The 13027-nt window shown below is 68.8% G+C and carries 12 protein-coding genes; 3 read left to right on the forward strand and 9 right to left on the reverse strand.

What is annotated here, in order from left to right; translation table 11 throughout:
• Positions 1 to 28 precede the first annotated feature (28 nt).
• The 5 genes from Q664_RS29690 to Q664_RS29710 all read right to left on the reverse strand — a co-directional run bounded on the left by Q664_RS29690 (position 29) and on the right by Q664_RS29710 (position 6201).
• Positions 29 to 559 (reverse strand): (2Fe-2S)-binding protein, encoded by a 531-nt coding sequence (locus tag Q664_RS29690; protein WP_043403375.1) that lies wholly within the window; start codon positions 557 to 559, stop codon positions 29 to 31.
• Positions 556 to 3438 carry a xanthine dehydrogenase family protein molybdopterin-binding subunit gene (locus tag Q664_RS29695; RefSeq protein WP_043403377.1) on the reverse strand — a complete coding sequence of 961 codons (2883 nt, stop codon included), beginning with the start codon at positions 3436 to 3438 and terminating at the stop codon, positions 556 to 558. Before Q664_RS29695 ends, Q664_RS29690 begins: the two co-directional genes overlap by 4 nt.
• A gap of 98 nt (positions 3439 to 3536) precedes the next feature.
• Positions 3537 to 4916, reverse strand: a complete 1380-nt coding sequence (locus Q664_RS29700; RefSeq protein WP_043403378.1) for an L-serine ammonia-lyase — start codon at positions 4914 to 4916, stop codon at positions 3537 to 3539.
• A gap of 198 nt (positions 4917 to 5114) precedes the next feature.
• Positions 5115 to 5420 (reverse strand): hypothetical protein, encoded by a 306-nt coding sequence (locus tag Q664_RS29705; RefSeq protein ID WP_043403379.1) that lies wholly within the window; start codon positions 5418 to 5420, stop codon positions 5115 to 5117.
• A 94-nt stretch (positions 5421 to 5514) separates the two neighbouring features.
• Entirely contained in the window at positions 5515 to 6201 is a 687-nt protein-coding gene (locus Q664_RS29710; protein ID WP_043403381.1) for a hypothetical protein, read from the reverse strand.
• 141 nt (positions 6202 to 6342) lie between these two features.
• On the opposite strand from Q664_RS29710, the gene Q664_RS29715 reads away from it, so the two are divergent.
• On the forward strand, positions 6343 to 7656 hold the full coding sequence (locus Q664_RS29715; protein WP_043403383.1) for a pectin acetylesterase-family hydrolase: 1314 nt from the start codon (positions 6343 to 6345) through the stop codon (positions 7654 to 7656).
• Between the two features lie 128 nt (positions 7657 to 7784).
• Here the strand turns inward: Q664_RS29715 and Q664_RS29720 are convergent, their stop codons facing one another.
• Positions 7785 to 8126, reverse strand: coding sequence for a DUF2845 domain-containing protein (locus Q664_RS29720; protein WP_043403384.1), 342 nt, complete (start codon positions 8124 to 8126; stop codon positions 7785 to 7787).
• A 196-nt stretch (positions 8127 to 8322) separates the two neighbouring features.
• Here Q664_RS29720 and Q664_RS29725 point away from each other — a divergent pair, with 196 nt between their 5' ends.
• Together Q664_RS29725 and Q664_RS29730 are read left to right on the forward strand one after the other, a co-directional pair.
• Entirely contained in the window at positions 8323 to 8958 is a 636-nt protein-coding gene (locus Q664_RS29725) for a hypothetical protein (protein ID WP_235216935.1), read from the forward strand.
• Between the two features lie 55 nt (positions 8959 to 9013).
• Positions 9014 to 9505, forward strand: a complete 492-nt coding sequence (locus Q664_RS29730; RefSeq protein WP_043403386.1) for a VOC family protein — start codon at positions 9014 to 9016, stop codon at positions 9503 to 9505.
• On the opposite strand, the gene Q664_RS29735 is transcribed toward Q664_RS29730, so the two are convergent.
• The 3 genes from Q664_RS29735 to Q664_RS29745 form a co-directional block, all read right to left on the reverse strand.
• Positions 9493 to 10887 (reverse strand): dihydrolipoyl dehydrogenase family protein, encoded by a 1395-nt coding sequence (locus Q664_RS29735; protein WP_043403387.1) that lies wholly within the window; start codon positions 10885 to 10887, stop codon positions 9493 to 9495. The two genes, Q664_RS29730 and Q664_RS29735, sit on opposite strands and share 13 nt — an antisense overlap.
• 134 nt (positions 10888 to 11021) lie before the next feature.
• A complete protein-coding gene (locus Q664_RS29740; RefSeq protein ID WP_043403388.1) occupies positions 11022 to 11930 on the reverse strand; it encodes an AraC family transcriptional regulator in 909 nt (302 codons plus the stop codon).
• 31 nt (positions 11931 to 11961) lie between these two features.
• The gene (locus tag Q664_RS29745) at positions 11962 to 12912 is read right to left on the reverse strand and encodes an NAD(P)/FAD-dependent oxidoreductase (RefSeq protein WP_043403390.1); all 951 of its coding nucleotides are present in this window, start codon (positions 12910 to 12912) and stop codon (positions 11962 to 11964) included.
• Between the last annotated feature and the right edge of the window lie 115 nt (positions 12913 to 13027).

The raw sequence follows: 13027 nt of genomic DNA on the forward strand, positions 1-13027 counted from the left end.
AAACGGGCGCCTCCCTGGCGTCGAGTGCTCACCGCGCGATCAACCCGGGCGTGCCCAGGATGACCTTGCGGATGGCGGCGTAGTAACGGGCGTAACCGGTGCAGCGGCAGATGTGGCTTCCACAGGCGTCCTGGATGGCCGCGTCCAACCGGGCCTCGGGGATGGGCTCCTTGCGCAGCCGCTCCATCAACATGTGCGTGGCCATCAGGAAGCCCGGGGTGCAGTAGCCACACTGGAAGGCGAACTCCTCCAGGAAGGCCTGCTGGAGCGGGCTGGGGCCCGAGGGCCCGGCGAGTCCCTCCACGGTGGTGATGGACTGGCCGTTGAGCTCGCTCACGGGCGTGGAGCACGCGAGCGTGGGCACCGGATGGGCCTGGGGCACGCGGCACGCGGCCACCGTGCAGGCGCGGCACACGCCGATGCCACAGCTGAACTTGGTGCCCGTCAGCCCCACCTCCTCGTGCAGGAAGTCCACCAGGGGCAGCGAGGCCGGCACCTTGTGGACGTACGTCTTGCCGTTGACGGTGAGGTTCACATTGATGATGGGGGTGGAGCTCATGAGCGGAGGGACTCCAGGATCCGGGCCGGGGTGATGGGCAGCGAGCGGAAGCGGCGTTGGGTGGCGTCGGTGACGGCGTTGGCGATGGCGGGGGGAATCGGGCAGAGCACCGCCTCGGCGATGCCCTTGGGGTGATCATCCGGCGGCGGCAGGGGCGGCAACACGTGCAGCTTCATGCGCCCCAGCGGCAGGTCCTTCGCCAGCGCCACCTGGTAGCGGTTGAGGTTCCAGTTGCCCTCGCCCGCGCCTCCCACGCCCAGGGGCAGCTGCTCGAGCAGCGCGTAGCCGATGCCCATGGCCACCGCGCCCTCGGATTGACCGACGACCAGCTCGGGTTGGATGAGGCGTCCCGCGTCGAGGAAGGTGTGCACCTCGACGACCTGGACGCGGCCCGTGGAGGGGTCCACCTCGACGGCCACCAGGGCGCCCGAGGGCGAGTAGAGGCTGCGGCCGTAGGCGCCGCTGGCGGCGGTGGGCGCGACGACGTTCTTGCGCTCGTGCCACCGCCAGCTCGTGGCACTGGCCGGCCGCGTGCACAGCCCGTCGATGGGCCAGGTCCACGTGGAGCCTTCCAGCGTGAAGTCCGCCTGCACCCAGCGTGCCTGATAGAGGGCGTGCACCATGGCGCCCGCGACTCCCTTGTCGGCGTGGAGCCGGGCGGCGATGGCGGGCAGTGCCAGCTTCGGGAGCCCCGGGGCCACCAGGAAGCCGTCCTCCCAGCGCGTCTCCTCCGCCTTGAGCGGGTTGGAAGGCGCCAGGCCCCAGAGCTTCCGGGCGGCGGGGAACAGGCCCGTGGTGAACAGCACGCGGCTGGCCTGCTCGAGCGCGTGGACCTGTTGGAAGGCGGTGATGCATGCGCTGGAAGACATGGAGTAGCTCTTCGTGTAGCGCGGGTTGTCCCAGGGGTTGCTGTCGCTCTTCTGGGTGCTGTCGCTCTCCTTCAAGTGGGGCCGCTCGTTGCGCCGCTCCAATTGCGAGGTGTTGGCGCGCTGGACGGCCGCCTCCTTCTTCGGCAGCGCGGCCTTGGCGGTACTGGAGGAGGTGGTGGGCTGCTGCGCGGCGTTGACGAAGCCGAGCGGATCGAAGAACTCCACCTGGCCCATGTTCGCGCTCGCCGCGTTGGCCCCGAGGTAGCGCGCGGTGCTGAGGGCCAGCGCCGTGGCCGAGCCATTGCCCATGTCCACGCAGTTGGTGGTCAGACGCAGGGTGCCCTGGGCATCGATCTCGACCGCGGCCATGACCCCGTCCGCGCCCGTGCCATAGGCCTGATTGGCCAGCGCGAAGCCGACGCCGTAGAGCTGTCCCTTCGCCTTGCGCTTCGCCTTCTCGTCCTGGCGCCCGGTCCACAGCTCGTGCTTGCGCGCCAGCTGGCAGATCTCCGCCAGCCGCATGGGCTCCTGGAGCGGCGCGCCCGTCACGGTGAAGTCGCCCTGGGTCAGCGCGTTCTGTTCGCGCAGCTCGATGGGATCGCGGCCCAGGGCGCTGGCGATCTCGTCCATCATGGACTCGACGGCGAAGAAGGCCTGCGGTCCCCCGAAGCCACGCATGGAGCCCGCCACCACGCCGACGGAGGGTTGGGCGAGCGCGTCGATGGACACGCGCGGCACCTTGTAGCCTCCGCCCCCGCAATAGCCCGCGAGCTGGGCCACCCACTGGCTGTAGTTGTTCTGCCCGCCGGCCAGCAGCGACAGCTGGCTGGAGATGGCCTGGAGCCGCCCCTGACCATCCACGGCGAAGGCCTGGGTCATCTTCGCTCCGAGCTGCTTGATGCCGCCCTGGAACTGCTCGAAGCGGTCATAGGCGATGCGCACCGGGCCGTCGGCGTACGTGGCCGCCAGGAGCATCATGAGCGGGAAGAGCGACACGTCCCGTCCGCCGAAACCACCGCCCGGGTAGCAGGAGTTGAGCACCACGCTCCGCACGTCGAGCGGGCTGTTGGGTGTCTGCGTCTTGAAGAGGCTGAAGGCGTCCGAGAGATCGCCATTGGTGCTCTGGGTGCCCAGCACCAGGTTCATGCGCTTGTTGGCGCGGTCGAGCCAGGCCAGGCCCGCCTCGGGCTCCATGAACATCGGATCGATGACCTGGGTCTCGTACGAGCCCTCGAACAGCCTCCACCCGGAGGACTCCATTTCCTTCTGGATGAGCGCGCGGGTCTTCGCGGCCTCGGCGTCCACCGGGTTGACGGAGGGGGTGTAGGGATTGCTGTAGCCGTCCTTTACCTGGGAGAACTGCACGCCCTGCGCGTTGTTGTAGAACGTGAGGAAGGTGGGAGGGCTGTAGGGCGCGGGTGGAGGAGCGCCCGAGGGCGGGATGCGAGGGCCGTACTGGAGCACCTGCGGGTTGAAGCGCAGCAGGCGCGAGGCCTCGCGGTAGGTGTAGTAGTCCGCGATGATGAGCAGGGCCACCGGCTGGCCGAGGTAGGCGGGCACCTGATTCAAGGCGGCCAGGAAGACCTTCTGCCGCCCGTCGGGAGGCGTGGTGCTCGAGGGCATCTGCAGGCCATCGCGGGCCAGGTCCACCGACGTGACGGTGCGCATGGGCCGCAGCTCGGGCGGCAGCATGGACAGGTCGACGGCGGTGAGGGTCCGGTCCGCGGAGGTCGCCCGCAGGACCATGACGTGGCGCTCGGTGGTGGGCCACCCCTTCATGTCCCAGGCACGGAAGTCCCGCGCGTAGATCTTCTGCCCGGTGACCTTGGGGAGCCCCTCGATGCGGTAGCGCGCCTTGCCCGGTGGGCCCATCCAGCCCTTCCCGTCCGCCGAGGCCGTCGTCTTGCGTTGGGCCATCGACGGCAGGGAATTGAAGATGACGGTGAGCCCTCCCGCCACGGCGGTCGACTTGAGGAATTGCCTGCGAGTGAAAACGAAGTGCTCGGTCACGGGGTGTCCTCTCCCCTCGGAGCCCATCACTCCGAGAGAAGAAGATCAAGCCCTCACGTGAAGACAGACAACGCTGGCCGTGGACGTGCCGCGACCGCTCAGCACTCGATGATGTTCACCGCGAGGCCGCCGCGCGCGGTCTCCTTGTACTTGGTCATCATGTCCGCGCCCGTCTGGCGCATCGTCGCGATGACCTTGTCGAGCGACACCTTGTGCTTGCCATCACCCTGCAGCGCGAGCCGCGCGGCGTTGATGGCCTTGATGGAGCCCATGGCGTTGCGCTCGATGCAGGGCACCTGGACGAGCCCGCCGATCGGATCGCACGTGAGGCCCAGGTTGTGCTCCATGCCGATCTCCGCCGCGTTCTCCACCTGCTCCGGCGTGCCGCCCATCACCTCGGTGAGGGCCGCGGCCGCCATGGAGCAGGCCACGCCCACTTCACCCTGGCAGCCCACCTCGGCGCCGGAGATGGAGGCGTTGAGCTTGTAGAGCATGCCGATGGCCCCGGCGGTGAGCAGGTAGCGGACGGCGCCCTCGTCATCCGCGCCTGGCACGAAGCGCCGGTAGTAGTGCAGCACCGCGGGGATGATGCCGGCCGCGCCATTGGTGGGCGCCGTCACCACGCGCCCCTGCGCCGCGTTCTCCTCGTTCACCGCCAGCGCGTAGAGGTTCACCCAGTCCATGGCCAGCAGCGGATCCGCGTTGCCGCGCATGTCGCCCTTGAGCTTGCGGTAGATGCCCGCCGCGCGCCGCTTCACCTTCAGCCCGCCCGGGAGGATGCCCTCGCGCTCGCAGCCACGCTTCACGCACGCCTGCATGACCTCCCAGATGCGCAGCAGCCCCGCCCGCACCTGGGCCTCCGGCCGCAGCGCCTTCTCGTTCTCCATCATCAGCGTGCTGATGCTCAGCCCGTGCTGGTGGCAGAGCGCGAGCAGCTCCGCGCCCGTCTTGAAGGGGTAGGGGATGCGCGAGTCCTTCACGCCCACGGCGTGCGCCGAGCTGCCATCGTCGTTGATGACGAAGCCGCCGCCCACCGAGTAGTAGACGCGGCTGAAGGGCTCGCTCCTCCCGGAGAGCACCGCGGTGAAGCGCATGCCGTTCGGGTGGCGCGGCAGCGACTGCCGCTTGTGGAAGACGATGTCCTCGGAGGGACGGAACTTCACCGTGTGCTGGCCGAGCAGCTTCAGCTTCGCCGTCTCGGTGATGCCCGAGATGCGCGCGGGCACGGCGTCACAGTCCACCTCCTCGGGACGTTCGCCCTCCAGCCCGAGCAGCACGGCGATGTCGCTGCCGTGTCCCTTACCGGTGTGCCCGAGCGAGCCGAACAGCTCCGCCTTCACGGACTCGACGTCGCCGAGCCCTCCCGCTTCCTTCGCGAGACTCTCCACGAACTGCCGCGCCGCACGCATCGGCCCCACGGTATGCGAGCTCGAGGGCCCGATGCCGATGGTGAACATATCGAAGACACTGAGTGACACGAACCGCCTCCCGCCCGAGGGCAGGCGAACCTATACCGCAAGCGGGTGCCACTTGCCGCGCGGGCCCCTCGTGCGAAGGGCGTCCTCCCGGCCATGACCTGGATGTGTCCGGCGGAATGCATCATCGAGCACACTTCCACCCTCGATGACGCAAGGCGTCCCGATGACGCAAGGCGTTGCCGCTGGAGCCCCAACGACTCAGTGGCCCGAGGCGGCCGAGGCGGCGAACTCCTCCGGCATGACGGGCGCGCGGAAGGGCAGCCGCCAGCGCTCGCGGTCGCCCGGTTGGCTGGCCTTCACCCGGGCGAACCCCTTCAGGCCGAGGCCGAGCAGCGACACCATGCCCAGGGCGATGGCACCCGAGGTGGCGGTGCGCAGCGTCCGGGGCCAGAGGGCACGCAGGCCGAAGAGGCCCACGGGAATGACGTAGACGGGAATGGCGACCAGGCCCGCGAGCGCGACCCAGCGCCGCTTGTCGGCTTCGGACAGAGCGGAGAGATCCATGGCTGCCCTACAGGGTGAGGGCGCGCATGGCGGGCGGGAAGGGGTCCCCGCGTGCTGGTTGCATGGAGACCGACAGTACGGACGGGCCCGCCGCTCAGTTACCGCCACCACTCCGCTGCCAGGTCTCGCGGCGCTGGTCCTGGGCGCTCTTGCGCGAGAGCGCCTCCTCGATCTGCCGGGGCAACTCCTCCAGGCGCGTGCGGTGCATCCGGATGCTCAGCGCGTACAGGCCCTGCTCCTGGTCCGGCAACTGGGTGCCGTACTGCTCGAGCACCGTCGTCGCGAACGCGATGGCATCCTCCGACACCTGGCGGCGGTGCTCGTAGTACTGGTGGATCTCCTGCTCGGTGGCCGTGTTGGACTGCACCTTGCCGTAGAGCGCGTTCCAGCGCTTTCCTTCCTCGTCGCGCTTGCGCAGCACCTCCGGGTCCTTCGTCGGCACGCCCGTCTCCCAATAGAGGTTGTTGGGCAGCAGCGTGCGCAGCTTCTCCAGATCCACCGGATGCCGTGCGGGCGCCTCACTGGGAGCAGCCTCGGCGATGGGATTGGCCGGGAGTCCGGCATCGCTCGGCACCGTCGCGAGCGCGGATGACGTGGGGGCGGCCCGGGGCTCCGGGGCGGGTGAGCGCTGCTCGGGCACCGCGGCCCGTGATTCTTGTCCTGGTGCGTCATCCGTGGAGGGACTCGCGAGCAAGACACCGACGAGCACCAGCGCCAGCAGCACGACAGCCGCGGCCCCGAGCAACCACGGCAGACTCTTCGGTCGACCAGTCACAGCCATGACGGATGAGATACCTCGTGATACGTGTTTGTCACAATCTCGTAAAGTAGGAAAACGCCGTTCAGTCTGGAGATACAACTATTTCACGGATTGTGCTAGGTGGGAGTCTCCCCCCATAAACCAACCATGGAAGGAGTTGGGATGAAAAACCATCTCTTGATGGGTCTTCTCGCGGCCGCGGCCGTTCCGGCGGCCACCGCTCAGGCCGAGGTCCTCGTCTCTGGCATTGTCGATGTGCTCGTGGACGGAGGAAACAACTACACCTGGCAGAAGGTGGAGTTGCCTGGAACGAAGTGTGGCAACGGTTCCCAGTACAAGTTCTTCGTCCACCGCAGTGACACGGGTTCGCAGAACCTGCTGTTCATGTTCGAGGGTGGCGGCGCGTGTTGGGATTACGACACCTGCAGCGGGCGCGCGGGAGTGCTGGGCGCGGCCAATCCGAACGGCCTCACGGATGACTACATGCAGCAGTTCACGGCGAAGTACGTCTCGCCGATCGTGAACGGTGCGGATCCGGGCCTGCCGTTCCGCAGCCGCAAGGACCTGGTCACCAAGGACTGGAACATCGTCTACATGCCGTACTGCACGGGTGACGTGCACGTGGGCAACAACGCGGTCACCTACGTGGATCCGACGGGCGCGCAGCCGCCGCTCACGTGGCACCACTCGGGATATACCAACTCGATCGCCGCGGCCAACTACGCCAAGACGCAGTTCCCCCGGGTCAACAAGCTGCTCGTCACCGGCTTCAGCGCCGGCGGCACCGCCACCGCGGCCGGGTATTACTTCGTACGCAAGGCCATCAACCCGGCGCGTGGCTATTACCTGAATGACTCGGGCCCCATCTACCTGGCGGCCAACGTCAATGACCGCTCGCGCGCCCTGCACGACAAGATCCGCCAGTCGTGGAACCTGAACTCGGTGTTCGGTCAGCTGCCGGCGTCGTTCGACCAGAACAACATGGGCACCATCAACCGCATGGTGGCCATGGAGTTCCCCAACGACCAGCTCGCCTACACGGCCTATACGCGGGACTACAACTACTCGCGCTTCTCCTACGAGCGCTTCCACACGCCCAACGACCAGGAGTCGGTGCTGGGCTACTGGAAGCAGGACCAGGACCGGCTCGTGGCCGAGCTGAACCTCTACAACAACTTCAGCTACTTCATCCCGCACGCCCGGCCGATCAACGTCAGCCACTGCAGCACCATCATCACCTTCGTTGGCTCGCACGCCTGCCAGAAGATGGAGAAGAAGCGCTGGTACGAGTACGTCTCCGAGCCGTGGCAGAACTGGAAGTGCAACAGCGAGTTCGTGCCGATGGACGTGTTCCTCTCCCGCTTCATCAACGACAACCAGCGCATCCGCATCTACGAGCCGGCCAACGGCTACAACGATGATGATCCGGGCATGGACATCCTCGCGCCGCTGATCAACGGCGCGCTGGGCGGCTAACCCGGCTGACATGAGGTCCGGGCGGGGTATGTTGCTCCGCCCATGGACTCGGAAGCACCCGATGACCTGGGCGGCACGTTCGGCTCCGTGCTGCCCGGGCTCGCGTGGCAGGCCTGGAGCTGGACGGTTCAGCGCCCGTAGCCGGCGCTCCTCACATCCACGAGCCGGCCGTTCTCGAACACCACCACCTGCATCAGCTGGCGGGGACCGAAGTTGTACGTCCACTCCTCGATGGTCTTGTAGACGACCCGCTCCTGGGTGGTCTCGGTCTCCTCGCCCTTCTGCCTCGTCTTCTCGCCCACGCTCTCGGTGCGGGTGTTCTTGTCCATGGGCTCGCCGCACTTGCCGAGGACCTCCGCCTTGGTCGCGTCGTCCGACACGAGCGCGTTGCCGCAGCGCAGCGTGGCCGCGTCGCTGGAGGAGGGGAGCAGGAAGAACGAGAGGGTCAGGGCCGCCAGGAGGGCACGCATTCGGAGAGCTCCTTCGATGTGGGTTCCGGGGATGAAGCGGACGGCCCACCCCCGGGAGATATTCATTCGCCGGGGCCTATTTCGTGGGCTTCGCCTTGGTGGTGGCGCGGACCCTACCAGGGCTCACCGCCAGCCCCTGGCTCGCGGCGCTCGGGACCCTTTATCTTCTCGAAGGAACATCATCGGAGGACCGGCCATGGCTGAGCGGACCGTGGGCTCGAGGTTGATGGTGTACGACCGCACCTGTGGTGGGCGCTGGGGTCTTCCGGGCCTCACCTTCTCGTGGCGGGTGGGCGGCGTGCTGTACCGCGCGCTCGGCCGGCTCGATGACTGGAAGGGCGTGGCGAGCTGGCCCGAGGCGCTCGACTGGTTGCTCGACCGCTCGCGTGAGCGGCCCATCGCGGAGATCCAGTTCTGGGGCCATGGCAACTGGGGATGTGTGCTCATCGACCGGGTGCCGATGGATGTGCGGGCGCTCGCGCCGGGCCATCCGTGGCACGCGCGGCTGGCGGAATTGCGCGAGCGGCTCGTGCCCGGCGGAGATTCGCTCTGGTGGTTCCGCACCTGCGAGACGTTCGGGACGGCCCGGGGTCATGCCTTCGCGAAAGCGTGGACGCGCTTCTTCGGTTGCCGTGCCGCGGGGCACACCTACGTCATTGGTCCCTGGCAGAGCGGGTTGCACTCGCTGCGCCCCGGCGAGGAGCCGCACTGGCCGGTGGAGGAGGGGGTGCCGCCCGAGGTGCGCACGGGGATGCGGCATGCGCTGTGGTCGGGGCCTCGGGTGCCCAACACCATCACGTGTCTGCATGGCCGGGTGCCGCCGGGCTTCTGACGTGGGCGCGCCGGGCCCTTGTCCGCGGCCGCGCCCTCTGCGACGGTGCGTGGCCATGACGACACGACCCTTTCGCATCCTGGGCCTCCAGCAGGTGGCCATTGGCGGGCCCGACAAGGCGCCCCTGCGCAAGCTGTGGGTGGACGTGCTGGGCCTCGAGCCCCATGGCACCTACCGCAGCGAGCGCGAGAACGTCGACGAGGACATCGTCGTGGCCGGAGCCGGGCCCTTCCGCGTGGAGGTGGATTTGATGCAGCCGGTGGACCCGAACGGGAAGCCGCGCGTGCACGACCCCGCGCTCAACCACCTGGGCCTCTGGGTGGATGACCTGCGCGCGGCGGTGACGTGGCTGGAAGGGCAGGGCGTGCGCTTCGCTCCCGGCGGCATCCGCAAGGGCGCGGCCGGCTTCGACGTGACGTTCATCCACCCCAAGGGCAACGAGCAGTTCCCGCTCGGGGGCGAGGGCGTGCTCATCGAACTGGTGCAGGCCCCGCCCGAGGTCATCTCCGCCTTCGACTCCTTCGCGAAGGCCGCTCACAAGCCATAGGCCTCCAGCAGCCGGAGCCACACCTCGCTGACGGAGGGGAAGGCCGGCACCGAGTGCCAGAGTCTGTCGAGCGGCACCTCACCGGCCACCGCGATGGTGGCCGCGTGCAGCATCTCGCCCACTCCGGGGCCCACGAAGGTGGCCCCGAGGATCACACGCCGCTGCTCGTCCACCACCAGCTTCACCCCTCCTTCGAAGCCCTGTCCCAGCAGGCTCGTGCCCGCCACCGAGTCCAGGTCCACCTGTACGGTGCGCACCTGAAGGCCCCGCTCACGGGCCTCGGCCTCGGTGAGCCCCACCGCGCCCACCTGCGGGTGCGTGAAGATCACCTGGGGCGTGGCTCGCGCATCCGCCCACGCCTCCTCCTGCCGGCCCAGGATGTTGTCTCCCGCGAGCCGCGCCTGGTACTTGCCCATGTGCGTGAGGAGGTTGCGCCCGTTCACGTCTCCGCACGCGTACAGCCAGCCGCCCTCCACTCCCCTGGCGCGGAGCAGATCGTCCACCTCCACCGGCTTGCCCGGCGTCAGCCCCACCGTCTCCAGGCCCACGTCCCGCGTGGTCACCTCCCGGCCCAGCGCCACCAGTATTTCGTCCGCGCGCAGGGTCTCGCCGGAGTCGAGTGTGAGCGTCGCCTCGCCCTGGCCTCCGGAGCGGTGGACGCGTGTCACCTGGGTGCGCGTGCGCACCGTGACGCCGCTCTCGCGCAGGGCCTTCTCCACGAGCCCGGCGGCGAAGGGTTCCAGGCGTGAGAGGATGTGCCCGCCGCGTTGGATGAGCGTCACCTCCTCCGCTCCGAGCGCCTTCCAGGCCTGGCTCAGCTCCGTGGCCACCACGCCGCCTCCCAGCACCGCCAGCCGCCGGGGCACCTTCTTGGCGCCGGTGCCCTCGCGGTTCGTCCAGGGCTTCGCCTCGCGCAGGCCCGGAATGTCCGGGATGCGCGCGCGGCTGCCCGTGGCCAGCACCACCGCGCGGCGCGCCGTCAGCTCGCGCGTCGCTCCATCACGAGTCGTGACCCGGACCACCCGAGGGCCCGCGAGCCGGCCGTGCCCTCGTACCAGCTCGATCTTCGCGCCTCGCGCCCACTCCGCCTGGCCCTTGTCGTCGTAGCCGTGGACCATCTTGTCCCGGTAGGCGAGGACCGCGGAGGCATCGAGCGGTTGCTTCACCACCTCGCGGACACCGGGCGAGTGCCGGGCCATCCAGTGCACCTCGGAGGGCCGGAGCAGCGCCTTGCTGGGAACGCAGGCCCAGAAGGAGCACTCCCCGCCGAGCAGCTCCATCTCCACGAGGGCCGTCGCCAGTCCTCCCGCGGCGGTCCGCGCCGCCACGTTCTCTCCCGCCGGGCCTCCGCCGATGACCACCACGTCGAATGCGTCCGCCATATGCCCTCTCCGCGCTTCGAGTCCCCGAAACGAAAAACGTAGGGGAGCACGGGCGGCGGCACCATGCGGCTCGCGGCCGGGCTTTCATCCGAAAGGTGTCACTCCGGTACACGGATCGCGCACCTTTCGTTGGCTCATGTACGAGTCGACAGCGTGGCCTGGCGTCTCCACGCGGCGGGCGTGAGGCCGTGGGCCCGCCGGAAGAGGCGGATGAAGTGCGTGGCGTCCGCGTAACCCACGCGCTCGGCGATGATGTCCACCCGCTCGTCCGTGCCCCGGAGCCTCCGCCGGGCCTCGGCCATGCGGTACTCGAGGATCCACTGGCCCACCGTGCGGCCCGTCTCCTTGCGGACCACGCCGGCCACGTGCGTGGTGGATCGTTCGACGGCCCGTGCCACCTCCGTGAGGGACAGCGGCCCGAGCGCGTTCGTCTCGATGAACGTGAGCGCCCGCCGCGCCAGGCTCTGTCCCGCCGGGTCCGGTGGGTCCTCGAGGCCCGTCATGCGCTCCAGCTCGATCAGCACCAGGCGGAGCAGGGCGCCCACGGCCTCGTCGCGGGAGCGCTCGTCGCCGGTGAACTCGGACTCCATGAGCCGCATCCACCGCTCCAGGCGCTTGCGTTGGGCGGCTTTCGGGCGGAGGACCGGGTGGCATCCACTCCGGATCCGCAGCAGGGGACCCAGCCGGAGTCCCTCGCTGCTTCCCCAGTTCGGGTCTTCGTGGGGAAACGCCTCCGGGTGGAAGGAGATCACCCATCCCTCCGCGTCACCGGCGTGCGGCGAGCCGTGAGGATCCCCGGGAGGAATGATGTGGACGTCTCCCGCTCGCAGCACCTGCTCACCGCTGTGGTGGATCGTCGACTGGCCGCGCGTCACGAGGAAGATGACGGCATACGAATGGGTGAAGGTTCCCGGCCGGGTGGAGTGGTTGTGGCTGCGGTTGTGGCTGTATCGCCCCACCCAGACCGGGAGCTGGTGCTGCTTGAAGTCCTCGTGGGTCGGCGAGGGCAGCTTCGTTTCTTGAGGGGTCTTCCTCCTCGTCATGGTTCCTTCGTAGCGATGGCGTGGGCCGGGCTCAACCTTCTGGCCACAATCCGGCGGCCGCGTTCTCCATGTTGAGGGCGTGGTTCATCATGGCCCCGGCCATCGTGCCAGCACCCGCCGCCGCGCTCGCGCCCTGGAATCGGGTCGTGAGATCTCCCGCCGCGTGGACTCCTGGGACGGAGGTTTCCATGTGCTCGTTGACGCGGACGAAGCCCTGCTCGTCGAGCGCGACGCCGAGCCGCTGCACCACCTCCGTCTGTCGCTGCGGGGGATGGGAGAAGAGCACCTCTCGCGCCACCCGCGTCCCGTCCTCCAGCTCCACGGCTTCGAGGTGCGCTCCATGGGCTCCGTGTCCGCCGCTGGCGATGAGCCGGCGGATCTTCCGGGTCTCCAGGCGGACTCCGGCGCGCTCCAGCCGCTGGTGCTGCTCGGCGGTCACCTCCATGGAGCCGTGGGTGAAGACCACCAGGTCGCGGGACCAGCCCGTGATGAAGAGCGCGAAGTCGAGGAAGTGCGGGCTCGTCGCGAGCAGTCCCCAGGGCCGATCCCGCACCTCCCAGCCATGGCAATACGGGCACTGGAAGATGCTCCGGCCCCACAGCTCGCGATAGCCGGGCAGGTCCAGTGGCTCGTCGACCATGCCCGTGGCGAGCAGCACCCGGCGGGCTTCCACCACCCGCCCTCCCGTGAGCACGGCCCGGAAGCCAGGCTCGAGTCGCTCCACGGCGGTGACGCGCGTGTCCAGCAGGATGTCGACACCGTAGGGCTCGAGCTGCTCGTGGGCGATGCGCCGGAACTCCTTCGGGGGAATCCCGTCGCGGGTGACGAAGCCGTTGATTCCCTCGGCCGCGCTGTTCCGGGGCGAGCCCCCGTCGCACAGGAGCACCTGCTTCCGGGCACGCCCGAGCATCAGCGCCGCGCTCAGGCCCGCCGGGCCACCACCGATGATGACCACGTCCTTCTGTTCCGGAGCCGTCTTCATGTCCGTCCTCGCATGAGAAACGGATACGCGCGGGCCTGGCCCGGCGTCAGAGCGGATTCTCGTGCGGAATCGGCGGATCTTCCGGTGGCCGGAGTCAGTGGATCGTGTTGCGCAT

The sequence above is a fragment of the Archangium violaceum Cb vi76 genome (assembly GCF_000733295.1).
GTDB classification, from domain to species: Bacteria; Myxococcota; Myxococcia; order Myxococcales; family Myxococcaceae; genus Archangium; species Archangium violaceum.